The sequence below is a fragment of the Jannaschia faecimaris genome (genome assembly GCF_900107415.1).
In the GTDB taxonomy this organism is placed as follows: domain Bacteria; phylum Pseudomonadota; class Alphaproteobacteria; order Rhodobacterales; family Rhodobacteraceae; genus Jannaschia; species Jannaschia faecimaris.
Genome location: NZ_FNPX01000003.1, coordinates 65,113 through 85,938 on the forward strand (window position 1 = coordinate 65,113; position 20,826 = coordinate 85,938).

Below are 20,826 nucleotides of genomic sequence, written 5' to 3' on the forward strand. Positions count from 1 at the left end.
GGCGGACACCACTTATAACAAAGGAATTAGAATGATCCTCATTACCGAATTCATGGACGAGACATGGGTCGACTGGCTGCGCGAGCGGGCCGAGGTCCATTACCAACCCGACCTGCCAGACTTCCCCGAGGAGTTGGCCCAGCATGCGCAACTGGCGCAGGCCCTGATCGTGCGCGACCGGACGCAGGTGCGCGGCGACTTGCTCTATGCCGGGTTTTCCTGCGTGGGGCGCCTTGGCGTCGGGCTCGACAATATCGACATGGCCGGATGCGCGGACCAAGAAATTTCCGTGTTTCCCGCCACGGGGGCAAACACATTGTCGGTGGCGGAATACGTGGTGACGACGGCGGGCATGTTGCTGCGTGGGGCCTACACGATGCGCCCGCAGATGGAGGCCGGTGACTGGCCGCGTGCGGCTGCCGGACAGGGGCGGGAGATGTCGGGCAAGACCCTGGGCCTGATCGGCTATGGCGAAATCGCACGCAAGACGGCTGAACTGGCTGCGGCTCTGGGCATGAAGTGCCTGGCCTCCGACCCCTATGCCGAAGACTTCCCGGGCGCGCTGGAAGGCACGGAGGAGGAGGTTCTGACGAAAAGTGATGTTATAACATTGCATGTCCCCCTGACCGAGGAGACGCGCGACATGATCGACGCGCAGGTCATAGCGTCCATGAAGCCGGGCACGATCCTGATCAACGCCGCACGCGGCGGGGTCATGGACGAAGCGGCTGTCTGCGAAGCGCTCCGCTCGGGGCACCTCGGCGGGGCCGCGATCGACACCCACGTGACCGAGCCGCTGGGCGCGGACAACCCCTTCGCGGGGGTGCCCAACCTGATCTTGACGCCGCACATCGGCGGCGTGACGCGCGAGGCGAATGCCCGCGTGTCGGAAATGACGGCGCGCAGGGTGGCGGGGCATCTGGGCTTGGACTAAGGCAGTCGCCGGAGGACATTATGAATCTGAACCGCTTTGCCATCGCCGGCCACGGGCTGACGGCGACGTTTACCGAATGGGGGGCATCGCTGGTCGATTTGCGGATGGACGGAGTGGATCATCCACTGGTTCTGGGCTTGGCCGATCTGGGGGACTATGCCGCCGGGCACGCCAACTACATGGGGGCTACGGTGGGACGCTTTGCCAACCGTATCGGCGATGCAAGGTTCACGCTGGACGGCGTGGAGCATCGGCTGGACCGCAACTTTCAGGAGCGGCACAGCCTGCATGGCGGGTCGAAGGGCATCGGCAAGCGCGTATGGGACGTGACCGCGCGAACCGACAGTTCCATCACCTTCTCCATCGCGCTGACCGACGGAGAGATGGGCTATCCGGGCCCGGTGCAGATCACCGCGACATTCACCTGCGCGCCGGGTGCATGTCTGGCGGTTCAGTATAGCGCGATCAGCGATGCGCCGACGATCGTGAACCTGGCGCATCACACCTATTGGAACCTCGACGGGACTGACGACGTGTCGCGCCACTACCTGACCGTCAAGGCGGACCGCTACCTGCCGGTGGACGAGGGGCTGATCCCGACCGGTGTTGCGACGGTGGCCGGGACGGACTTCGATTTTCGTGCCGGGCGGATGCTGCCCGGCCAAGGGCTGCTGGATCATAACCTGTGCCTGTCGGACGCACGGGTCGCCTTGCGCGACGTCGCAGTGCTGCACGCACCCGGCATGTCCATGACCGTGGCCACGACCGAACCCGGATTGCAGGTTTATGGGGGGGCCAAGCTGGCCACCCCCGTGCAGGGGATTGACGGGCGGACGTACCGGGCCCACGCCGGCGTCGCCTTGGAGCCGCAGAACTGGCCGGATGCGCCAAACCACGCCGATTTCCCGAACTGCGTCCTGCGACCGGGCGAGACATACGAACAGACAACGACGTTCAACTTCGTAAAAGGATAAAAAATGGCATTTCAAGACTGGATTAAGCAGGCGAACCTGATTGGTGGCGACTGGGTCGGGGCTGACAGCGGCGAGACGATCGACGTCGCTAATCCGGTTAATGGCGACGTGATCGGCACGATCCCCAAGGGCGGCACCGCCGAGGCGGACCGGGCTATCAAAGCGGCCTCCGACGCCTTCCCGGCGTTCCGGGACATGTCGCTGATGGAGCGGTGCAACCTGTTGTGGAAGCTGCACGACGCGCTGATGGACAACCAACGCGACCTGGCCGAGCTGCTGACGGTCGAGATGGGCAAGCCCATGGCCGAGTCCATGGGCGAGATCGCCATCGGCGCGCAATACGTCCGCTGGTTCGCCGAGGAGGCGCGCCGCGCCAAGGGCGAAATCGTACCCGCCGGCGTGAACGGCCGCCGCATTCTGGTGACGAAGCACGCCATCGGCGTGGTCGGCATGATCACACCTTGGAACTTCCCGTCGTCGATGCTGGCGCGCAAGGTGGCACCCGCGCTGGCCGTCGGTTGTACGGTGGTGGCAAAGCCCGCGACGGCGACGCCGTACTCCGGGTTGGCGTGGGGCAAGCTGTGTGAAGAGGTTGGCTATCCCAAGGGCGTGATGAACGTCGTGACGGGATCGGCCCGCGAGATTGCCAAGTCGATGATCGACAGTTTCGATGTCCGCAAGATCACGTTCACCGGTTCCACCGAGGTTGGCAAAGAGCTCATCCGCGGGGCCGCCGATACGGTCAAGAAAGTGTCGATGGAATTGGGCGGCAACGCACCTTTCGTGGTCTTCGACGATGCCGATCTGGACCGCGCGGTCGAGGGCGCGATGGTGTCCAAGTTCCGCAACGCGGGCCAAACCTGCGTCTGCGCCAACCGGATGTACGTCCAGTCGGGCATCCATGATGCCTTCGTCGCCAAGCTGACGGAAAAGACCAAGGCGATGAAGGTCGGTGACGGGCGCGATGCGGGCGTCGAACAGGGCCCGATGATCGACATGGACGCAGTCGAGAAGGTCGAGGAGTTCGTGGCCGACGCCAAGGCCAAGGGTGCGAAAATCGCCACCGGCGGCGAACGTCATGGCAATGGCGGCACGTTTTTCCAGCCGACCATCGTGACGGGGGCCACCCAGGCGATGAAATTCGCCAAGGAAGAAATCTTCGGACCGCTGGCCCCGGTCTTCAAGTTCGAGACAGAGGAGGAGGCGATCGCGATGGCCAACGACACCGTCTATGGCCTGGCCTGCTATGCCTATACGTCGGACCTGGCGCGGGCCTTCCGCCTGAACGAGGGACTGCAATACGGGATGATCGGCATCAATTCCGGTTTGATCACGACAGTCGAGGCCCCCTTCGGCGGGGTCAAGGAGTCGGGCCTTGGCAAGGAAGGCGGATCGCAGGGCTTGGAGGACTACCTGGAGACGAAATACGTCTGTATCGACGGGATCTGAACGGTTCGGACGGGTCTTCGCCGAAGGCCCGTCCAGTCGACCCAGTCAGATCAAGCGGCTTTGAACGGGCAAGGCCCCTTCCAACTCCAGCAGGTGGCGTTTGATGGCGGGTCCGTGCGCGTAACCGCCAGGGCCGCCATCCGCGGCAATCACGCGGTGGCAGGGGATCAGGATCGCGATAGGGTTCTTTCCATTGGCCTGCCCCACTGCCTGCGTACCGCCCGGACGTCGAACCGCCTGTGCCAGATCGGCGTAGGAACAGGTTTCACCCGGCGGTATCGCCTGCAAAGCATGCCAGACGCGGCGCTGAAACGGTGTGCCGCGTGGGGCAAGCGGCAGATCGAAATCCACACACTTCCTGTCGAAGTAGGCGTCGAGCTGGCGACGCGCTTGCGCGAATGCGTCGGGGCACTCTTGCCACTCCGCGTCGGGGGGCGCGTTGAGCCTTGCGTCAGTCAGCACCTCGCCTTGACCCGCAAGGCAAAGCGGGCCAGCCGCCGTCTCGTGTCGGACGAAGATCACCCAGACACTGGGTTTGGCGGGGTCCGGCCCTCGGCAATGGCAATCGCGTTTTCCATCGCCATGCGGCCCATATCTTCGCGCACTTCCAGCGCGGCGGTTCCCAGATGTGGCAGCAGGACGACATTTTCCATCGCCCGAAGCGCGTCTGGAACCAGCGGCTCCCGTTCGTAGACGTCCAGCCCCGCGCCCCCGATTTGTCCGGATTGAAGGGCCGTGATCAGGGCCGCTTCGTCCACCACGTCACCGCGTGCGATGTTCACCAGGATTGCGTGGGCTTGCATTGCAGCCAGCGTCCGTGCGTTCATGATGTGCTTGGTTTCAGCATTAGCCGCGACGGCGGTGACCACGATATCGGCGGCGGCGCAGACGTCAGCCACGCTGTCCAATTGCTCTGCCCCGTCGATCGTCTTGGCCGAGCGGTTCCAGAAGACGACCTTCATTCCGAAACCGGCGGCGCAGCGGCGGGCGATAGCCTGCCCGATCCGGCCCATTCCGATAATCCCGACGGTCTTGCCCGAGACATGCAGCCCCAGCATCTGAACCGGGTGCCAGCCCGTCCAGTCGCCCGCACGAACCATCCGCTCGCCCTCACCCGCGCGCCGTGCAGACATCAGGATCAATGTCATGGCCGTGTCCGCGGTGGCGTCGGTTACGGCACCGGGCGTGTTGGTCACGATCAGTCCGGCGGCGTGGGCGGCGCCCACGTCAATGTGATTGAAGCCTACCCCGAAGTTGGCAAGACCCATTGCGCGGATTTCGCCGGTAAAGGCATCAGGACCGAAGGCATCCCCAAGGGTGGGCAGCACGACGTCATAGCCTGCAAGCGCTGCCCGGCATTCATCCAGGTCCATCGGCTGCGTCGTGTCGCGGCAAGTCACGTCGAAATGGTTGGCCAGTGCCGACATGATGCTGTCGGGCAGGGCGCGGGAAACGAGCAGGGTCTTCAATGCATCCGCCCTCCTTCGGGCACCTCTTGGTCGGGCGACAGCAGTACGACCTCCCCGTTTTCATCGGGTAGGCCGAGGACAAGCACCTCGGACATGAACTTGCCGATCTGGCGGGGCGGAAAATTGACGACCGCCACCACCTGTCGGCCCACCAGCGCCTCGGGCGTGTAATGTGCGGTGACCTGGGCGGAGGTCTTGCGCTCCCCGATGTCATCACCAAAATCGACCCACATCTTGATCGCCGGTTTGCGCGCTTCGGGGTAATGTTCCGCGCGGGTCACGCGACCCACGCGGACATCGACTTTCAGGAAGTCGTCAAAGCTCAGGTTCATCCCTTCAACTCCCGCGACCGTTCGGCTGCGGCCCCGACGGTTCGGGCCATGAGGTCGGGCAGATCCTTCATCAGTACCTCAAGCCCGGCCTGCGTGGTTCCGTTCGGGCTGGTGACGTTGATCCGGAGCTGGCCCGGCTCCTCGCCTGTCATCGCCAGCTCGCCTGCGCCTGCGACGGTGGCGCGCGCCAGTTGCAGCGCCAGGTCGGGCGACAGGCCCTGCGCCACGCCCGCGTCGCGCATCGCCTCGATCATGTGGAAGACATAGGCCGGGCCGGAGCCTGACAGGCCGGTAACCGCATCCATCTGGTCTTCGTGCTCCAGTCGTACGACCTCGCCGACGGCGGACAGGAACCCTTCGGCCAGGTCCAGGTCTGCGGGGCCGGTTTGTGGGTTGCCGATGATCGCGGTGATGCCGCGACCCACGGCGGCGGGCGTGTTGGGCATGGCACGCACGATCCGGGCATCTGATCCGAAGACGGCCTCGAACGCGGAGATCGGTGTGCCCGCCGCGACCGAGACATAGAGCGTGTCGGTCAGGCTTTGCAGCGCGGGAAGCGCGTCGCCCATCATCTGCGGCTTTACCGCGATCAGCGTGATGGCCGGCGCGTCGGGCAGGTCGGTGTTCAGGTTCACGCCGGTGCCCTGCAACCAAGCGGATGGCTTGGGGTCGAGAACGGTGACGGCAGCGGGGCTCAGCCCCTTGGCCAGCCATCCGGCCAGCATCGCGCCACCCATCTTGCCGCATCCCAGAAGCACGACACCGCGTGCATTGATATCTGTGAAGTCCATAGTGGTCCCCTTTCAGCGCGCACCCTAGGGGCCGCGCCGCAGGGTGCAACCCTCAGGCGTGGCCGTAGGCTTCGGCCATGGCGATTTGGATGGCGTCCGTCGGCGCGCGCCCGCCCCAGCAGACCAGTTGGAACGCGGGGTAATACCGCTCGCCGGTCAGGATCGCCTCGGCGACGATATGATTGATCTGCTCGACCTGCGCGCAGGCACCGCCCGCCAAGACCAGACCGTAGCGCCAGACCATCATCTTCTGCGCGGTCCAATAGGTGAACGAGCCGGACCAGCTTTCGTCGTTGGCAAGGTTGAGCACTTCGTAGAGCTTGGGAAGGCTTTCTTCTGGCGGCTCCATTTCGAAACAACACACGAGCCGCAACGTCTCGTCCATTTCGGACCAGGCCAGAGTTACGGAATAACTGCGCCACTGGCCTTCGACGACCATCGATATCTGGTCTTCGCCCGTGCGGTCGAAGTCCCAGTCGTGGGTCTCGGCCACCGTCTCCACCAAGTCGATTGGATGAAGGTCACCGGTCTCCGAGAACTGATGTCGCTGATGCAGCATGGTCGGCCTTCCGTTGTCGCCCATAGGGCTTGTGTAGAACGCGACCCCTATGTTTGGCGTCGGCCCCCCGATACAAGATATGGTGGAGTGGCGCGGAGTCTCTGTAAAGGGTGGTTTTCCCTTCTCCACAGCTTTCCGACCCTTGGCACCGTATTCCACAGGCCTGTGAGCAGTATTGCGCGCATTTCACGGCCATGTGACGCCCCACATCCGGCTGTCGCCCTAGGTAAACCGCTATGAAACACATCCTTTCTGCTTCAAATGTCGCTCGCGCGCTGTTGTTTATCTTGGCTGTGCCTGCTGCGGCGCAGCCGTTATCCTTCGACGGGAGTTGGAGGGAGCAAGGTTTCTTGCGCTTCTCCTCCAACAATTACGTGCAGAACGGCGGATCTTTGCAGGTGGTCTCGGACGGGACGGTCTCGCTGCTGTGGCGCGCGGTCCCCGAAAGCTTGCGCGGGTCACGCTCGGCCAGCTGGACTTGGGCCGTTGCGGAAGGCGTGCCCGCGACCGACCTGCGCCGGAAAGGCGGAGACGATCGCAACCTAGCCATCTATTTCGCATTTACCGATGCCGCGACGGCGGCGACCGCGAACGCGAACCGCGCGACGGCGTTGTTGCGCGATCCAAATACCAAGGTCTTGGTCTATGTATGGGGCGATGACGAGCCGCGTGGCACAAACTTCGACAGCCCCTACCTGCCGGGGTTGAAGACGGTCGTGCTGCGACAGGCGGGGAGCGGCCAGCATACGGAGAGTGTGGACTTGGCTGCGGATTACGACCGTGCATTCGGCGGCAGTCCCGAGGTCTTGATCGGAATGGGCATATCGGCCGACAGCGACGACACCAACACCAAGGTTCGTGCCTCGATCACCGCGCCCGACTTGCGCTGACGCCCCGGGCCGCTACCGTCCCGTCCAACGCAAACGGAGGGCAGGATGGACTTGAACGGATGCAGGGCGGCGATCACCGGCGGGGCCGGGGGGCTGGGCGAGGCAACGGCGCGGCATGTGGTGGAGGCGGGCGGAACGGTAGCGATTCTTGACCTTGACGCGCGCGGGGCAGACCTTTCCGAGGAGCTTGGCGGTACGTTTCACAAACTGGACGTGACCGATGCGACGGCCTGCGCGGACGTTCTTGCCAAGGTGGCGTCGGGCGGTCGTCTGGACCTGATGGTGAATTGCGCCGGCATCGCACCCGGGGCCAAAACGGTCGGGCGAGACGGGGCGCATGATCCCGCGCTTTTCGCCAAGGTGATTGCGGTCAATCTGATCGGCACGTTCAATTGCGCATCGGCTGCGGCCGCAATCATGTCTGCGCAGGATGGGCGCGGGCCGGATCAGGAGCGGGGCGTCATCGTGAACACTGCCTCCGTCGCCGCATTTGAGGCGCAGGTTGGACAGGTCGCATATGGTGCGTCCAAGGGCGGCGTCGCAGCCATGACCTTGCCGATGGCGCGCGACCTAGCCAAGCTGGGCATTCGCGTCGTCGCAATCGCGCCAGGTCTGTTTCTGACGCCGATGCTGGAGGGGCTACCGCAAGACGTCCAGGACTCGCTGGGGAACCAGGTCCCATATCCCTCACGCCTCGGGCATCCGTCGGAGTTTGCTTCGCTGGTCGGCCATATCGCGACCAATCCCATGCTGAATGGTGAGGTGATCCGCCTTGACGGTGCGATCCGCATGGCTCCGAAATGACCGATCTGTCGAATTGGCAGCCCTTGGGCTGGTTCCCGCCTGCCACGCTGGAGGGCAATTTCACCCGGCTGGAGCGGTTGACCGTGGCTGGCCATGCCGCCGCCCTGCACGCGGCAAATCCGACCGACGCGGCGCACTGGGCCTATATGCCCTACGGCCCGTATCCTGACCTCGATGTCTACCGCCTCTGGGCTGCGGGGGCGGAGTCCAGCGACGATCCTGTCTTTTACGCAATCCATGGGCCGCAGGGCTGGGGTGGGGTTGCTTCGTTCATGCGGATCGATCGGTCGAACGGCGTGATCGAGATCGGGAACATCGCCCTGTCCCCCGGATTGCAGCGCACACCGGCCTCGACTGAAGCGATCCACCTGATGATCGATCACGCCTTTGCCGCCGGGTTTCGCCGTGTGGAATGGAAGTGCAATGCCGAGAATGCGGTGAGTCGCCGCGCGGCCCTGCGGTATGGGTTTACGTATGAAGGAACGTTTCGTCAGCACATGGTGGTGAAGGCGGCGAACCGAGACACCGCCTGGTTCGCAATCGTCGACGGCGACTGGCCGCGTCTGCGCGCGGCGCATCGCGCATGGCTCGATCCGGAGAATTTCGATACCTCGGGGCGGCAGAAAGAGTCTCTGGCGGAGCTGACGGCGCGCTAGATAATTTGCCGGTCCTGCAATCGGTCGGTGATCAGGGCACGCAACTCCGGACGCAGTTCTTCAAGCGTGCGGTTGGCAAGGCCCTGGGTGCGGTGCAGCAGGTCCATATCGTTTCCCGTGCGCGCCAGCCCGGTCAGGAAATCGGCGACGAATGCCGGAGCAACCCGGTTTTCTGTCAGCAGGCGTTGCGCGTAGATCAGGTCCTCGCTGAGCGCGAATGTATCCGGCTCAACGGATTCCGAGCCGACGACGCGCAGGCCCTTGGGCCAGAATTCCGCAGGCAAATGACGCATGATGGCCATCTGGAACGCGGCGAGGCTTTCGATCGGTTTGGCGAGGAGGCCATCCGCCCCGGCCTCCATCGTCGCCTGCTCCACCTCCGAGGCGTCGCGACCGGATGTGCCCAGCAGGACATTGGGGCGCTGCCCCGCGCGGTCCAGCCGACGGATCAGATCAAGCCCGGACCCATCGGGAAGGCCAATGTCGATGATCGCAATGCCCGCACGATAGGTCAGCAGGTGACGTTCGGCCGATGCGATGCAGTCCGCCCGACGAATCCGTGCGCCGGACCGCAGGGCCAGAAGCCGGACCGCTTCGGAGGCATATCGGCTGTCTTCTACCAACAGGACGGTCTGTCCCAGCAGGGGACGTTGCGGCGTAGGTACGGGGCGGATCATTAAGTCCGATTCGGGCATTGATATTCTCCGGCAGATGCCTGTGCAGGATGCGCTGAACAACGTTAATGAAAGTTGAATGACACGCGACATATCGCGCCTGCCGCTTGCGGGCGGGCCGGGACGTCGCCTATGTCGCCTGCAACGAAGGGAGTCTGACATGATCGGAAATCTCAACCATGTGGCCATCGCCGTCCCGGATCTGGAAGCCGCTGCCGCGCAGTATCGCGACACGCTTGGCGCGAAAGTGAACGCGCCGCAGGATGAGCCCGATCACGGCGTCACGGTCGTGTTCATCGAACTGCCCAACACCAAGATCGAATTGTTATACCCGCTTGGAGATGACAGCCCGATCAAGGGATTTCTTGAAAAGAACCCCTCGGGAGGGATCCACCATATCTGTTATGAGGTCGAGGATATCCTGGCCGCGCGAGACAGACTGATCGCTTCAGGCGCGCGCGTTCTGGGCAATGGAGAGCCGAAGATAGGTGCGCACGGCAAACCCGTCCTGTTCCTGCATCCCAAGGATTTCACCGGCACCCTGGTCGAATTGGAGCAAGTCTGATGTCCGTCTTTTCCGCGATCGTCGTCTTCATGATGATCTGGGCCATGGTTTTCATGCTGGGTCTGCAGGTCGGGCAGAAAACGCAGGGCGATCAGGGCAAGGTTTCAGTCGGGACACATGCGTCCACCCCGGCAAACCCGATCCGCGTCTGGCGTCGGGTCGGCTGGGCGACGGTGATCACATTGGTTATGTGGGTGCCGCTGATCTGGTTCATCACCTCGGGCAACTTGACGATCGACGACCTGCGTCGCTGGACCGGGCGGGAGGCCCTAGGCTAAGCCCGGCTCAGACGATGGAACAGGTGAGCGAAGCTGGCCACGCCCACGACCGGCACAAGAAGATTCAGGACCGGGACGGACAGGGGCACGGCCATCAGGATGCCCATCGCCCAGATCGCCCCGCGATTGCGGCGGCGGAAGGCGGCGGTCTGATCCGCTGACAGGCACCGGGCGGCGACCATCTGCGCGTATTCCCGGCCGAGAAGGAATCCGTTGACTGCCCAGAAAATGAAAAGCGCGAACGGGGCCAGAAAAATATAGGCGACCAGCGCCAGCAGGTTGATACCCACAACCAACCCGAGGAACCCGGCGCTTTCCGTGATCATCTCGGTCCAGCCTTGGGCGCGGGCGGGGGGCAGGCCGGGATAGTGCCGGTCCTCCACCGCGTCGACGATGCGGTCCAGAAACAGCCCCGTGAACGCCGAAGCGACGGGCACCATCAGGAAGACCGACGCAATCAGCGTGAACGGTACGGCCGCCCAGCCTGCGACATTGTTCAGCCAAGTCACCTCGCCAAACCATGGCAACGTGACCGACGGCCCAACCAGCGCCGTTGCCCCCCAGATCATCAGCGCGGAAAACCCGATCAACAGGACAAGCGACAGACCGACGCCCGTCAGCAGCACCCGGCGGAACCGCGGATCGCCCAGCTGTCCGATCGCCCTGAGGACGTCGTCGATCATTCGTTGACCCAATCAGTCACGGCACTCAGGTTCGGGCGGGGCCGGTCGGATGGAACGATCGTCTCGGTGCCCAGAACGATAAAGCCAGCGACCCATTCGTCGGGTGTCAGCTTCAGCCCATCGCTGAGCCATGCGCGGTCGGTTGCCATCCAGCCCGTCAGCCAGTTCGCCCCCCAACCGGCGGCAAGACCAGCGTTCACGAGGGCCAGGCACACGGCACCCGCCGAGAGAGTCTGCTCAACTTCGGGGATCTTCTCCGACGGTTTGGGGGAGGCGACGACGGCGACCATCAGGGGGGCTGCGTCGAACATCGCCCGCGCCTTGGTCAGCTTGTCGGCGTCCAACCCGAGCTCCGTGCCGATCTCGGCCGTCAGCGCGCCCAGTCTTGGCAATGCAGCGCCCTCCAGAACAATCAGGCGCCAAGGCTCCAGCTTGCCATGGTCCGGGACGCGCAGCGCAGCGGTCAGCAGTTGCCTCAACGCGGCGTGGTCGGGGGCGGGGGCCACCAACGTCTTCGCGGGGCGGGACCGGCGCGCCAACAGGAATTCGATTACATCGGGGCGCGGTGTCAGGGGGGCGATGGCATCGGGCATGGGCGCTGTCCTTTTGGGTCGTTCATCATGTCGCGTGGCGTGATCCGGGTTTCAAGGCGCGCGCCATTCGCAGGGCGGCATGTTCCGCCGGTGCCTCGTCCCCGCCAGCGACGAAGGTCGCCACCACGGGGGTGCCCGGACAATCGGGAAAGGCATAGACGGCGTTGGCGGAAAAGGGCCCGCCGCCCGAGTGGCCGATTGCCCGCCCCGCCGGTCCTACCCGCCCGATCATCAGGCCCAGACCATAGCCCGTTTCTGTCCAGGGCCGCCCCGCAACGTTGGCATCCACAGGCAAGGCTATCTGCATTCCGGTCAACGCTGGGTCATGCAGGATTGCGCGCAATAGGCGCACCGCATCCGATGGTGTGCCCATCAGGCAGCCATGCGCCACCCATCCGGGATGATAGCCGCCAGCCGGAAAAGGCAGATCGGCGAAATCCTCGGCAGTCTGCGCCAGCCGCACCGAAGTCAGGCCAAGGGGCGCTGTCAATCGATTCAACAGGGCGGCCAAGGGTTGACCTGTGACCGTTTCCAGCGCCTGCCGCGCCAACAGGTAGCCGATGTTGGAATAGGCGAAGCGGGTTCCCGGCGGCGTGTCAGGTTTGTCTGGCGGGACGACCCGTAGGAAATCCGCCGGGGTCCAGATCGGACCGCCCGTTGCAATGGCCCGGTGATAGGCGGGCACGGCGAAATAGTCGCCCAGCCCGGCGCGGTGGCCCAGCAGGTCGCGCAAGGTCCACTCATGACCGGGGCAAGGCGAATCGAGATCGACCTCGCCGCGCGCGGCGGCCCCGACCAGAAGCGCGGCGATCACCGTCTTGGAAAAGCTCCACCACGGGAGCGGAGGGGCATCTGCCCCGGTCAGGTGTCCGTCGGCGGTCAGGCGGGCGGTGAATACGGTCATGCTGAATCCTCTGCTGCGTGTGTGGGCCATGCAGCGGCGAGCGCTCCTTCTGCGGATTCACGCCATTACCGACCTCAGCGCAACTCGAATCGAAGAAAATCTGGAAACGGCAAAAGGTGGCGGAGCGGCACATGCCGCAAGGGCGAGGAAGAGCATGACAAAGATCTATCCAAACCTGTCGCGCTGACCGTAGTTGCCGCGCGGGCCCAATCGACGGCCGTGGAGCCGCTGACCACCATAACGATGCCGAGCCGTGATTTCGGCCCGGATGCGCAGCCGAACGTCTGCTTCTGGGACCTGGACCTGGTGGCCGCCGACGACCGGTTCTGGGGTATGATGTAGCCGATCGCCTCGATCGAGCGGCTGTGGACAGGAGCGCGCTGGGCCGAAGGCCTTGCATGGAACAGCGTTGGCAAGTTCCTGATCTGGTCGGACATCCCCGAAAACCGGCAGATGCGCTGGCTGGACGAAGATGACCACGTCAGCGAATTCCGGATGCCGTCCAACAATTCCAACGGGAACAGCCTCGACCGCAGCGGTCGGCAGCTTTCGGCGGAGCATCTGGCACGCAGGGTCATGCGATATGAACATGATGGGTCGGTTACGATCCTGGCCGATATGTTCGAGGGAAAGCGGTTCAACTCGCAAACGACATCATCGAACATACCGATCGCAGCATCTGGTTCACCGATCCGCCCTATGGCGGCCAGTTGTATGAGGTGCCCCGGATGCGCCGGCGGGCCGTCGAATGCCGCCAGCCTGCTGAACCCGCGTCTGGGACAGCCGCCAGAATTCGGCGATTACGTCCGCGAGGTGGAGACGGCGACCTACCGGATCGGGACGGACGGGGGATCACCCGCGTGCCAACCGAAGCCGATGCGGCGGATCCGAACGGGCTGTGTTTTTGGCCTGATCACAAGACCCTCTACATCGCATCGACGGGCAAAGGGCCGCGCGATGCCGGTCCGGGCGGTCAGGGAGAGGTCATCGCGCTGGACGTGGCGGATGACGGCACAAGTTCGAACCAGCGGGTGTTTTCGGACTGCGAGGTCGACGGCGTGAAATGTGGGCCGGATGGGTTGCGAACCGACGTGGCGGGCAACCTCTGGGAATCATCGAACGCGGGCGCAACGTGGGCTACTCGGGCGTTACGGTCTGGGCCCCGGACGGCACGCTGCTGAATCGGATCCGTTTACCGGAAATCTGCGGCAACATCTGTTTCGGCGGGCCGAAGCGCAACCGGCTGTTCATGGCCGCATCGCAGTCGATCTACTCGGTCTTTAACGGCACGCAGGGGGCAGGCCCCGCCTGACGCGCCCCACCCGCGCCCCGGTTACGCCACCCAAGCGCCGACCGGGGGGCGGATCACTCGTCAGATTTCGCCGCAGCGGTCGTTTTCGCGGCGGGTTTCTTCGCCGCAGGCTTTTTTGCCGCTGTCTTCTTCGCCGCAGGCTTTTTGGCGGCGGTCTTTTTCTTGGGCGATTTGGCGGCCTTGGCGGCGATCAATTCGATCGCTTGCGCCATGGTTACGTCTTCGGGCGCAACGTCCTTGGGCAAGGTCGCGTTGACCTTTTCCCACTTGATGTATGGCCCGTACCGGCCTTCCATCACGCTGATCGGCCCACCGCTCTCGGGGTGTTCGCCCAATTCGCGCAAGGGTGGCACCGCTTGCCCGCGTCCGCCGCGCTTGGCCAGCTTTTCGGCCAGCAGGTCCACCGCGCGATTGATGCCGACGGTGAAGATCTCTTCCTCCTCGGGCAGGTTGGCGTAGACCTTGTTCCACTTCACATACGGTCCGTAGCGGCCCAGGTTTGTCTCGATCGGCTCCCCGTCCTCGGGGTGCGTGCCGACCAGTCGGGGCAAGGACAAAAGCTGCATCGCGCGGTCGAAATCAACGATGTCCGGTGACCAGCTCTTGGGCAGGCTGGAGCGCTTGGGCTTCTTGTTCTCCTCGGTCACCTCGCCCAGTTGGACATAGGGGCCAAAGCGACCTGTCTTGAGCCAGACTTCCTGACCTGACTCCGGCTCCACGCCCAGCATGCGTTCGTCGCCCTGCTGCTCGCCTTCCATGCCGGGTGGGCCGAAGGGGCGAGTGTAGCGGCACTCGGGATAGTTCGAACAACCAATGAAGGCACCGCCCGATCGCGCCGTGCGCATCGACAGGCGACCCGCTTCGCATTTCGGGCACAGGCGCGGGTCCTTTCCGTCGCCTTGGTCTGGGAAGATGTGGGGCGACAGGACCTCGTTGATCTTGTCGAGAACCTCAGTGATGCGCAGCTCCGACGTCTCGCCGATGGCGGCAGAGAAATCGCGCCAGAACCGGTCAAGCACGTCCTTGTAGTCCCGGTCGCCGGCAGAGACCTGATCCAGTTCCTCCTCCAGCGCGGCGGTGAAGTCGTAGCTGACGTACCGGCGGAAGTAATTGGACAGGAACACCGTCACAAGACGGCCTTGATCTTCGGGGAACAGGCGGTTGCCTTCCTTGCGGACGTATCCGCGGTCCACGATCGTGGACAGGATCGACGCATAGGTTGAAGGCCGCCCGATGCCCAGTTCCTCCATCTTCTTGACCAGCGTCGCCTCGGTATAGCGGGGCGGCGGCTGGGTGAAATGCTGCTGGCCCAGAACGGCGTTTGACGGGGCCTTGATCATCTTGTTGTCCGAAGTCTCGCCCTCGTAAGCGGCGACCTTCTTGGCGGCGTCACCCTCGTGGATCGCGGGCAGACGCTTGTCGTCGTCGCCGGTGGCCGCGTCGTCGTCGCGGCCTTCGGTGTAGACTTTCATGAAGCCGTCAAAGACAACGACCTGACCGGTTGCGCGCAACTCCACCTGCTCCGCACTGTCGCGGATGGTGACGGTCGTGCGCTCCATCTTGGCGGCGGCCATCTGGCTGGCGAGGGTGCGTTTCCAGATCAGGTCGTAAAGCTGTTTCTGGTCCTTCTCCAGTCGCAGTTCGTCGGCGGCCTTGGTCATGTCGGTGGGGCGGATGCACTCGTGCGCTTCCTGCGCATTTTTGGCCTTGTTCTTGTAAACGCGGGCCTCGGACGGAGTGTATTGCTTGCCGTAGCGGTCTTCGATGGCCGCGCGGGCGTCGGCGACAGCCTCGGGGGCCATGTCGATGCCGTCGGTCCGCATATAGGTGATGAGCCCGGCTTCATACAGACGCTGTGCCGTCGACATGCAGGCCTTGGCCCCCATGCCGAACTTGCGGCTGGCTTCCTGTTGCAGGGTCGAGGTCATGAAGGGTGGGCTAGGGTTGCGCGTGGCGGGCTTGGCTTCGACGGCCGCGACGGTCAGGTCGCGGCTTTCGACGGCCTGGACGGCCAGTTCGGCCTGCGTCTCGTCCGAAAGGTCGAACCGATCCAGCTTCTTGCCGGCCAGGGTAACGAGGCGGGCCTCGAAGGACTGGCCGCGGGGCGTTTCCAGCGTGGCGCGCACCGACCAGTATTCGCGCGCATCAAACGCCTCGATTTCCATCTCTCGGTCCACGACCAGTCGCAGGCAGACCGACTGGACGCGGCCTGCCGATTTCGACCCCGGAAGCTTGCGCCACAGAACCGGCGACAGGTTGAAGCCTACCAGGTAGTCCAGCGCGCGCCGTGCCAGGTAGGCGTGAACCAGCGGCGTGTCGATCTCGCGCGGGTTGGCGATGGCATCCTGCACGGCTTTTTTGGTGATCGCATTGAAGGCGACGCGGCTGACCGGCATGTCCTTCTTGATCCCCCGGCGGTTGAGCAATGCCTCCTGAAGGTGCCAACTGATCGCTTCGCCTTCCCGGTCCGGGTCGGTTGCGAGGATCAGGTTCGGGTCATCGGCCAGCGCGTCTGCGATGTCCTTGATGCGCTTCTTGCTGTCGGCGGGCACTTCCCAGGTCATGTCCCAGCCGCCTTCGGTATCGACTGAGCCGTCCTTGCCAACCAGGTCGCGGACGTGGCCATAGCTGGCCAGGACGGTGTAGTCCTTGCCCAGATAGCCGTTAATGGTCTTGGCTTTGGCCGGTGATTCGACGACGACGACGGGCATGGGTGGTGACCTCGGAACTGTTCGATCTGGGGTGCGGGAGGGTGCGAGATTTGCCCGATCCCCTTGGGCCGCGGACCATGTGGGGCCTGCCCGGGTATTGTCAATGGTGGTCGGCCGGACCCGGCTCTGAACGAGCGAGGGCATCCCTCCGTCGATAAAATGGCGCGTTTCCCGGCATATTTGCGAAGTCAGGACGCCGGTCAGAGGCGGACGAGGCCACCTCCGGGCCGCCGCCCGACTTGACCGGAAATCTCCAACTCCGACAGGTGCGCCGATAGGTGATGGGCGGCGACATCTCCATCCGGGGACAGATCGCGGAGCAGTTGATCCTCCGCGACGGGCACCGGGGACAGGAGCGATAGGATGCGTTCCTGCAGCGCGCCTTGCGCGGGGATCGGCGCAGGGCCTCCCAGGGGTGGCGGTGCGGTCTGCGTGGGGCCCGGGGCGAGATCGTCGAGATACTCCAGAACGTCCGCGGCCCCGCGCACCAGCGTCGCTCCGTCGCGCAGCAGCAGGTTGCACCCGGATGCACGCCCGTCGAACGGATGCCCAGGCACCGCCATAACCTCGCGTCCCAGGTCCAACCCATCGCGCGCCGTGATCATGGAGCCGGACTTCGCCGCGGCCTCCACCACCACGACGGCCTGCGCCACACCTGCGACGATGCGATTGCGCCGGGGAAAGTCGCGTGCCTGCGGGGCGAGGCCGAATGGCCGTTCGGACAGGTTGCAGCCCCCTTCGGCGATTTTCGCGGCCAGTTCGGCATTTTCCGCGGGGTAAACGCGGTCCAATCCACCCGCATGGACTGCGACCGTATGCCCGACGAGGGCGGCGTCATGCGCCACGGAGTCGACGCCGCGCGCCAGTCCTGAAACGACTGTCACCCCGGCCTCGGCCAGATCACGGCCCAAGGCGCGGGCCATGCGCAGCGCAAGCGAGGAGGCGTTGCGCGTCCCAACGATGGCTACGGTCGGGGCCGTCAGGATCGACGGGTCGCCCTGCGCCCAGAGCACCGAGGGGGCCGATCCGACCTCTGACAGACGCGCGGGATATCCCGGAGCACCCAAAGTCAGCAGGCGCGCACCGTGTTTGCGGGCGGCGCGGATTTCACGCCGGACAAGGGTTTCGTCGGCCACCGCGTAGTCCGCGTCCCCTGCGGCACGGGCGATTTCGGGCAGCACTGCCAGGGCTGTTTGCGCATCACCATGTTCTGCGATCAGCCTACGAAAAGTTGCGGGGCCGATGCGCCGCGACCGCGACAAGCGCAGGCGCGCGAAGAGTTCCTCCTGCGAAGGGGGGCCTTCGAAGGCAGGCAAGGGGGCTTCGGCCAAGTCATCGGGCAGACGGAGCAAGTCATCGGGCATCGCGTAATTCATGCCCGGATGGTGGCGCGTTCAGATTTAGGAATGGTTAATGCTGTCGACGCATTCTGACGGTTCAATGTCTTTCAGGCAGGCCCTGCGCAGCAGCACGCGCGGTCATGCCGCCGAGCCGCCCACGGTCAGCCCGCCGATCAGCAGGGTCGGCTGGCCGACACCCACGGGCACCCACTGGCCCGCCTTGCCGCAGTTTCCCATGCCCGGATCCAGCGCCATGTCGTCGCCGATGGCGCGGATGTTCGTCAGTGCGGTTGCCCCGTCGCCGATCAGGGTCGCGCCCTTGACCGGGTCGCCGACGACGCCGTTCTTCACGCGATAAGCTTCGGTGCAGGAAAAAACGAACTTACCGTTGGTGATATCAACCTGACCCCCGCCGAAGCCGACGGCATAGACGCCGTCCTTCACGTCAGACACGATGTCGCCGGGAGCCACGTCGCCGCCCAGCATGTAAGTGTTGGTCATGCGCGGCATGGGCGTGTGGGCATAGCTTTCGCGCCGCCCGTTGCCGGTGGCTGCGACGCCCATCAAGCGCGCGTTCTGACGGTCTTGCATGTAACCGACAAGGATGCCGTCCTCGATCAGGGTGTTTTTCGCCGATGGCGTGCCCTCGTCGTCGACGGTGATCGACCCGCGGCGGTCGGGGATGGTGCCATCGTCCAGCACTGTGACGCCGGGGGCGGCGATCCGTTGACCCATCAGGCCGGCGAAGGCGGACTGGTCCTTGCGGTTGAAGTCGCCTTCCAAACCGTGCCCGATCGCTTCGTGCAAAAGGATGCCAGGCCAACCTGCCCCCAGGGCCACGTCCATCACGCCCGCAGGGGCCGATACGGCTGACAGGTTCACGACGGCGATACGCAATGCCTCGCGCGCCAACCCCTCCCAGTGGTTGCGGTCCATCAGCCCGGTCAGGCCCAGACGCCCCCCGCCGCCCGCGGTTCCGGATTCGCGTCGGCCGTTCTGTTCGACGATGATCGACACATTCAGGCGGACCATCGGGCGCGCGTCCGAGACCGAGGCACCTTCGGGGCGCAGAATTTCGACCTCTTGCAGGGAGGCGGACATCGAGGCGCTGACCTGCACCACCCGGGGGTCGAGTGCGCGGGCGTAGGCGTCGATCTCGCGTAGGGTGTCCAACTTGACGTCAAAGGCGACGCCGGTGATCGGGTTATCGTCGGTATAGAGTTTGCGGTTCGTCCCCTGCGGTGCCTCGGCCAGCGTGCCGCCCCCGCCGCCAACGGCCAGGCGCGCGGTTTCGGCGGCGCGTTTCAGGGATTGCTCGGAAATTTCGGTGGAATGGGCATAGCCCGCCGTCTCGCCGCGCACGGCGCGCAGCCCGAACCCTTCGGATGCGTCATAGCTGGCCGTCTTGATCCGACCATCGTCGAAGACCACCATTTCGGAGCGGCGACGCTCCAGAAACAGTTCTCCGTCATCGGCCCCGGACAGGGTTTTGCGCAGCAGGGTCAGGGCCGCGTCGCGGTCCAGAAGCGTCTCGAAGGGGCGGAAGGGAGTGTCGGTCATTGTGGCGTCCTCGGGCATCGGTCCGCTTGGATATAGGGCGCTTTCTGTCCGGACCCCAGAGGCCGGTCGTGGAAATCAAGGATGGACGGCATGGAAACGACCAGGGGCGGGGCTTGCGCGAACGAAGGTGCAGGTGGCCGTCGTTGCGAGCACGATGCCCCTCCCAGAGCCGAAACCTGAGGCGGCCCGTCGTCATGATGTCGATCCGAAAGAGCGAACGCCGCCGCCTTGTAACATTGAGGGCTCAGGCTTTCGTGGAAGATCCGGGTCTACTCATGTTCGGTTACAGCACGGATGGCGATCCTTCCGTTCGGAACGGTAGAAAAGGTTTCCGCGAAAGCGCTTCGCCCCCCTGCGACCCGTGCGACATATGGCGCTGAGGTCTTGCGGACTCGGGTCGAGATATGGTCTTAGGCGTTCCAAACGACATGCGCTGCTGCGACCTGCGGCGCCCCGCTACACAGGATAGACATCATGCAGATGCCCTCGCTCAAGGCCACCGGCCTGTTCGCCGCCACAGCGCTCGCTCCGTTCGCCGCAAGTGCCCAGTCGATGCTGGGTGACCTGCCGATCATCGGTCAGCCTCAGGCCGGGGGCATCGGGTTTCAGCCAGCCGTGACCTCCCTGGCAGAGGAGATTCACTGGCTGGATGGCTTCCTGCTGGTCATCATCACGATCATCGCGCTGTTCGTGACGGGCCTGCTGGCTTGGGTTGTCGTCCGGTTCAACAACAAATCTAACAAAGAGCCGGCGACCTTCACCCACAATTCGCCGCTGGAAGTGGCCTGGACGATCGTGCCGATTCTGATCCTCGTGGGAATCGGTGCCTTCTCCCTTCCGGTGCTGTTCGATCAGCAGCGCATCCCCGAAGGTGAAGTTGTCGTGAAGGTCACCGGCTACCAGTGGTACTGGGGCTATGAGTATCCCGAGGAAGAGGGTGTCGAGTTCTCGTCCTACATGATCGGTGCCGACGCCGGGAACATGATGACCGCCGAGGTGTCCGAGCAGTTGACGCAGGCAGGGTATTCCGATGACCAGTTCCGTCTGGCCACCGATACCGCCGTTGTCGTGCCCGTGGGCAAGACGGTTGTGATGCAGGTCACCGGCGGCGACGTCATCCACTCTTGGACAATCCCGGCCTTCGGCGTGAAGCAGGACGGCATCCCCGGCCGCCTTGCCCAGCTTTGGTTCAAGGCCGAGGAGGAGGGCATTTACTTCGGTCAGTGCTCGGAGCTTTGCGGCATCGCCCACGCTTACATGCCGATTACCGTTAAGGTCGTCTCGGAAGAGAAATACGCCGAGTGGCTTGAGGCCGTGAAGGCCGGCGAAATTGAGACCTGGTAAGGTC

The 20,826-nt window shown here is 64.3% G+C and carries 25 protein-coding genes and 1 pseudogene; 14 read left to right on the forward strand and 12 right to left on the reverse strand.

Annotated elements, in window-relative coordinates:
* The first annotated feature begins 31 nt into the window (after positions 1 to 31).
* Genes BLV27_RS04700 through BLV27_RS04710 form a run of 3 tightly spaced genes read left to right on the forward strand, consistent with a single transcriptional unit; the run spans position 32 to position 3,357 of the window.
* On the forward strand, positions 32 to 934 hold the full coding sequence (locus BLV27_RS04700) for a hydroxyacid dehydrogenase (protein ID WP_092643200.1): 903 nt from the start codon (positions 32 to 34) through the stop codon (positions 932 to 934).
* A 20-nt stretch (positions 935 to 954) separates the two neighbouring features.
* Positions 955 to 1,908, forward strand: a complete 954-nt coding sequence (locus BLV27_RS04705) for an aldose epimerase family protein (protein WP_092643203.1) — start codon at positions 955 to 957, stop codon at positions 1,906 to 1,908.
* A gap of 3 nt (positions 1,909 to 1,911) precedes the next feature.
* Positions 1,912 to 3,357, forward strand: a complete 1,446-nt coding sequence (locus tag BLV27_RS04710) for an NAD-dependent succinate-semialdehyde dehydrogenase (RefSeq protein ID WP_092643206.1) — start codon at positions 1,912 to 1,914, stop codon at positions 3,355 to 3,357.
* A 45-nt stretch (positions 3,358 to 3,402) separates the two neighbouring features.
* On the opposite strand, the gene BLV27_RS04715 is transcribed toward BLV27_RS04710, so the two are convergent.
* The 5 genes from BLV27_RS04715 to BLV27_RS04735 are packed head-to-tail and all read right to left on the reverse strand — an operon-like array spanning position 3,403 to position 6,508.
* Positions 3,403 to 3,879, reverse strand: a complete 477-nt coding sequence (locus tag BLV27_RS04715) for a methylated-DNA--[protein]-cysteine S-methyltransferase (RefSeq protein ID WP_092643209.1) — start codon at positions 3,877 to 3,879, stop codon at positions 3,403 to 3,405.
* Positions 3,876 to 4,826, reverse strand: coding sequence for a 2-hydroxyacid dehydrogenase (locus BLV27_RS04720; RefSeq protein ID WP_092643212.1), 951 nt, complete (start codon positions 4,824 to 4,826; stop codon positions 3,876 to 3,878). The genes BLV27_RS04715 and BLV27_RS04720 overlap by 4 nt, the downstream gene beginning before the upstream one ends.
* Positions 4,823 to 5,158 (reverse strand): tRNA-binding protein, encoded by a 336-nt coding sequence (locus BLV27_RS04725; protein WP_092643215.1) that lies wholly within the window; start codon positions 5,156 to 5,158, stop codon positions 4,823 to 4,825. The genes BLV27_RS04720 and BLV27_RS04725 overlap by 4 nt, the downstream gene beginning before the upstream one ends.
* Positions 5,155 to 5,949, reverse strand: coding sequence for a pyrroline-5-carboxylate reductase (gene proC, locus BLV27_RS04730; protein ID WP_092643218.1), 795 nt, complete (start codon positions 5,947 to 5,949; stop codon positions 5,155 to 5,157). Before proC ends, BLV27_RS04725 begins: the two co-directional genes overlap by 4 nt.
* A gap of 52 nt (positions 5,950 to 6,001) precedes the next feature.
* Positions 6,002 to 6,508 (reverse strand): type III secretion system chaperone family protein, encoded by a 507-nt coding sequence (locus tag BLV27_RS04735; protein WP_092643221.1) that lies wholly within the window; start codon positions 6,506 to 6,508, stop codon positions 6,002 to 6,004.
* A gap of 236 nt (positions 6,509 to 6,744) precedes the next feature.
* On the opposite strand from BLV27_RS04735, the gene BLV27_RS04740 reads away from it, so the two are divergent.
* From BLV27_RS04740 to BLV27_RS04750, 3 genes are read left to right on the forward strand one after another with little or no spacing between them, the layout of a single operon-like run.
* A complete protein-coding gene (locus tag BLV27_RS04740) occupies positions 6,745 to 7,398 on the forward strand; it encodes a DUF3047 domain-containing protein (RefSeq protein ID WP_092643224.1) in 654 nt (217 codons plus the stop codon).
* 45 nt (positions 7,399 to 7,443) lie between these two features.
* On the forward strand, positions 7,444 to 8,202 hold the full coding sequence (locus BLV27_RS04745) for an SDR family NAD(P)-dependent oxidoreductase (protein ID WP_092643227.1): 759 nt from the start codon (positions 7,444 to 7,446) through the stop codon (positions 8,200 to 8,202).
* Positions 8,199 to 8,858 carry a GNAT family N-acetyltransferase gene (locus BLV27_RS04750; protein WP_092643230.1) on the forward strand — a complete coding sequence of 220 codons (660 nt, stop codon included), beginning with the start codon at positions 8,199 to 8,201 and terminating at the stop codon, positions 8,856 to 8,858. The genes BLV27_RS04745 and BLV27_RS04750 overlap by 4 nt, the downstream gene beginning before the upstream one ends.
* On the opposite strand, the gene BLV27_RS04755 is transcribed toward BLV27_RS04750, so the two are convergent.
* Positions 8,855 to 9,553 (reverse strand): response regulator, encoded by a 699-nt coding sequence (locus tag BLV27_RS04755; protein ID WP_170831353.1) that lies wholly within the window; start codon positions 9,551 to 9,553, stop codon positions 8,855 to 8,857. The two genes, BLV27_RS04750 and BLV27_RS04755, sit on opposite strands and share 4 nt — an antisense overlap.
* A gap of 139 nt (positions 9,554 to 9,692) precedes the next feature.
* Between BLV27_RS04755 and mce the strand changes: the two genes are divergently transcribed.
* Both mce and BLV27_RS04765 read left to right on the forward strand, forming a co-directional pair.
* A complete protein-coding gene (gene mce / locus BLV27_RS04760; protein WP_092643236.1) occupies positions 9,693 to 10,097 on the forward strand; it encodes a methylmalonyl-CoA epimerase in 405 nt (134 codons plus the stop codon).
* Entirely contained in the window at positions 10,097 to 10,375 is a 279-nt protein-coding gene (locus BLV27_RS04765) for a DUF1467 family protein (RefSeq protein WP_092643239.1), read from the forward strand. Before mce ends, BLV27_RS04765 begins: the two co-directional genes overlap by 1 nt.
* Here BLV27_RS04765 and BLV27_RS04770 read toward each other — a convergent pair.
* From BLV27_RS04770 to BLV27_RS04780, 3 genes are read right to left on the reverse strand one after another with little or no spacing between them, the layout of a single operon-like run.
* On the reverse strand, positions 10,372 to 11,058 hold the full coding sequence (locus BLV27_RS04770) for an EI24 domain-containing protein (protein ID WP_092643242.1): 687 nt from the start codon (positions 11,056 to 11,058) through the stop codon (positions 10,372 to 10,374). The two genes, BLV27_RS04765 and BLV27_RS04770, sit on opposite strands and share 4 nt — an antisense overlap.
* Entirely contained in the window at positions 11,055 to 11,651 is a 597-nt protein-coding gene (locus BLV27_RS04775; protein ID WP_092643245.1) for a nitroreductase family protein, read from the reverse strand. The genes BLV27_RS04770 and BLV27_RS04775 overlap by 4 nt, the downstream gene beginning before the upstream one ends.
* A 25-nt stretch (positions 11,652 to 11,676) precedes the next feature.
* Positions 11,677 to 12,555, reverse strand: a complete 879-nt coding sequence (locus BLV27_RS04780; RefSeq protein ID WP_092643248.1) for a serine hydrolase domain-containing protein — start codon at positions 12,553 to 12,555, stop codon at positions 11,677 to 11,679.
* Between BLV27_RS04780 and BLV27_RS04785 the strand changes: the two genes are divergently transcribed.
* From BLV27_RS04785 to BLV27_RS19515, 5 genes and pseudogenes are all read left to right on the forward strand, one after another.
* Complete coding sequence (locus BLV27_RS04785; RefSeq protein ID WP_092643251.1) at positions 12,554 to 12,742, forward strand: hypothetical protein; 189 nt, start codon at positions 12,554 to 12,556, stop codon at positions 12,740 to 12,742. The two genes, BLV27_RS04780 and BLV27_RS04785, sit on opposite strands and share 2 nt — an antisense overlap.
* A gap of 32 nt (positions 12,743 to 12,774) precedes the next feature.
* Positions 12,775 to 12,897 carry a hypothetical protein gene (locus tag BLV27_RS19990; protein ID WP_280140287.1) on the forward strand — a complete coding sequence of 41 codons (123 nt, stop codon included), beginning with the start codon at positions 12,775 to 12,777 and terminating at the stop codon, positions 12,895 to 12,897.
* Between the two features lie 93 nt (positions 12,898 to 12,990).
* A pseudogene (locus BLV27_RS20280) lies at positions 12,991 to 13,137 on the forward strand (SMP-30/gluconolactonase/LRE family protein); the annotation flags it as partial.
* 146 nt (positions 13,138 to 13,283) lie between these two features.
* Positions 13,284 to 13,736: an SMP-30/gluconolactonase/LRE family protein gene (locus BLV27_RS20185; RefSeq protein ID WP_425283640.1), complete on the forward strand. Its 453-nt coding sequence runs from the start codon at positions 13,284 to 13,286 to the stop codon at positions 13,734 to 13,736.
* Positions 13,619 to 13,867, forward strand: a complete 249-nt coding sequence (locus BLV27_RS19515; protein ID WP_244504541.1) for an SMP-30/gluconolactonase/LRE family protein — start codon at positions 13,619 to 13,621, stop codon at positions 13,865 to 13,867. Before BLV27_RS20185 ends, BLV27_RS19515 begins: the two co-directional genes overlap by 118 nt.
* Positions 13,868 to 13,920: 53 nt before the next feature.
* Here the strand turns inward: BLV27_RS19515 and topA are convergent, their stop codons facing one another.
* The 3 genes from topA to tldD all read right to left on the reverse strand — a co-directional run bounded on the left by topA (position 13,921) and on the right by tldD (position 19,478).
* Positions 13,921 to 16,578: a type I DNA topoisomerase gene (gene topA / locus BLV27_RS04795; RefSeq protein ID WP_092643254.1), complete on the reverse strand. Its 2,658-nt coding sequence runs from the start codon at positions 16,576 to 16,578 to the stop codon at positions 13,921 to 13,923.
* Positions 16,579 to 16,778: 200 nt separating this feature from the next.
* Positions 16,779 to 17,942 carry a DNA-processing protein DprA gene (dprA, locus tag BLV27_RS04800; protein ID WP_092643257.1) on the reverse strand — a complete coding sequence of 388 codons (1,164 nt, stop codon included), beginning with the start codon at positions 17,940 to 17,942 and terminating at the stop codon, positions 16,779 to 16,781.
* A 114-nt stretch (positions 17,943 to 18,056) separates the two neighbouring features.
* Positions 18,057 to 19,478, reverse strand: coding sequence for a metalloprotease TldD (gene tldD / locus BLV27_RS04805; RefSeq protein WP_092643261.1), 1,422 nt, complete (start codon positions 19,476 to 19,478; stop codon positions 18,057 to 18,059).
* Positions 19,479 to 19,952: 474 nt separating this feature from the next.
* On the opposite strand from tldD, the gene coxB reads away from it, so the two are divergent.
* Positions 19,953 to 20,822, forward strand: a complete 870-nt coding sequence (gene coxB / locus BLV27_RS04810) for a cytochrome c oxidase subunit II (RefSeq protein ID WP_092643264.1) — start codon at positions 19,953 to 19,955, stop codon at positions 20,820 to 20,822.
* Positions 20,823 to 20,826: the final 4 nt, after the last annotated feature.

What these genes read in the sequence shown, in the direction of transcription:
- BLV27_RS04700 (WP_092643200.1), top strand. Translation starts at nt 32, where the DNA reads ATGATCCTCATTACCGAATTCATGGACGAGACATGGGTCGACTGGCTG.
- BLV27_RS04705 (WP_092643203.1), top strand. Translation starts at nt 955, where the DNA reads ATGAATCTGAACCGCTTTGCCATCGCCGGCCACGGGCTGACGGCGACG.
- BLV27_RS04710 (WP_092643206.1), top strand. Translation starts at nt 1,912, where the DNA reads ATGGCATTTCAAGACTGGATTAAGCAGGCGAACCTGATTGGTGGCGAC.
- BLV27_RS04725 (WP_092643215.1), bottom strand. Translation starts at nt 5,158, where the DNA reads ATGAACCTGAGCTTTGACGACTTCCTGAAAGTCGATGTCCGCGTGGGT.
- proC (WP_092643218.1), bottom strand. Translation starts at nt 5,949, where the DNA reads ATGGACTTCACAGATATCAATGCACGCGGTGTCGTGCTTCTGGGATGC.
- BLV27_RS04735 (WP_092643221.1), bottom strand. Translation starts at nt 6,508, where the DNA reads ATGCTGCATCAGCGACATCAGTTCTCGGAGACCGGTGACCTTCATCCA.
- BLV27_RS04740 (WP_092643224.1), top strand. Translation starts at nt 6,745, where the DNA reads ATGAAACACATCCTTTCTGCTTCAAATGTCGCTCGCGCGCTGTTGTTT.
- BLV27_RS04745 (WP_092643227.1), top strand. Translation starts at nt 7,444, where the DNA reads ATGGACTTGAACGGATGCAGGGCGGCGATCACCGGCGGGGCCGGGGGG.
- BLV27_RS04750 (WP_092643230.1), top strand. Translation starts at nt 8,199, where the DNA reads ATGACCGATCTGTCGAATTGGCAGCCCTTGGGCTGGTTCCCGCCTGCC.
- BLV27_RS04755 (WP_170831353.1), bottom strand. Translation starts at nt 9,553, where the DNA reads ATGCCCGAATCGGACTTAATGATCCGCCCCGTACCTACGCCGCAACGT.
- mce (WP_092643236.1), top strand. Translation starts at nt 9,693, where the DNA reads ATGATCGGAAATCTCAACCATGTGGCCATCGCCGTCCCGGATCTGGAA.
- BLV27_RS04765 (WP_092643239.1), top strand. Translation starts at nt 10,097, where the DNA reads ATGTCCGTCTTTTCCGCGATCGTCGTCTTCATGATGATCTGGGCCATG.
- BLV27_RS04770 (WP_092643242.1), bottom strand. Translation starts at nt 11,058, where the DNA reads ATGATCGACGACGTCCTCAGGGCGATCGGACAGCTGGGCGATCCGCGG.
- BLV27_RS04775 (WP_092643245.1), bottom strand. Translation starts at nt 11,651, where the DNA reads ATGCCCGATGCCATCGCCCCCCTGACACCGCGCCCCGATGTAATCGAA.
- BLV27_RS04785 (WP_092643251.1), top strand. Translation starts at nt 12,554, where the DNA reads ATGCTGAATCCTCTGCTGCGTGTGTGGGCCATGCAGCGGCGAGCGCTC.
- BLV27_RS04780 (WP_092643248.1), bottom strand. Translation starts at nt 12,555, where the DNA reads ATGACCGTATTCACCGCCCGCCTGACCGCCGACGGACACCTGACCGGG.
- BLV27_RS20185 (WP_425283640.1), top strand. Translation starts at nt 13,284, where the DNA reads ATGCGCCGGCGGGCCGTCGAATGCCGCCAGCCTGCTGAACCCGCGTCT.
- BLV27_RS19515 (WP_244504541.1), top strand. Translation starts at nt 13,619, where the DNA reads ATGTGGGCCGGATGGGTTGCGAACCGACGTGGCGGGCAACCTCTGGGA.
- topA (WP_092643254.1), bottom strand. Translation starts at nt 16,578, where the DNA reads ATGCCCGTCGTCGTCGTCGAATCACCGGCCAAAGCCAAGACCATTAAC.
- dprA (WP_092643257.1), bottom strand. Translation starts at nt 17,942, where the DNA reads ATGCCCGATGACTTGCTCCGTCTGCCCGATGACTTGGCCGAAGCCCCC.
- tldD (WP_092643261.1), bottom strand. Translation starts at nt 19,478, where the DNA reads ATGACCGACACTCCCTTCCGCCCCTTCGAGACGCTTCTGGACCGCGAC.
- coxB (WP_092643264.1), top strand. Translation starts at nt 19,953, where the DNA reads ATGCAGATGCCCTCGCTCAAGGCCACCGGCCTGTTCGCCGCCACAGCG.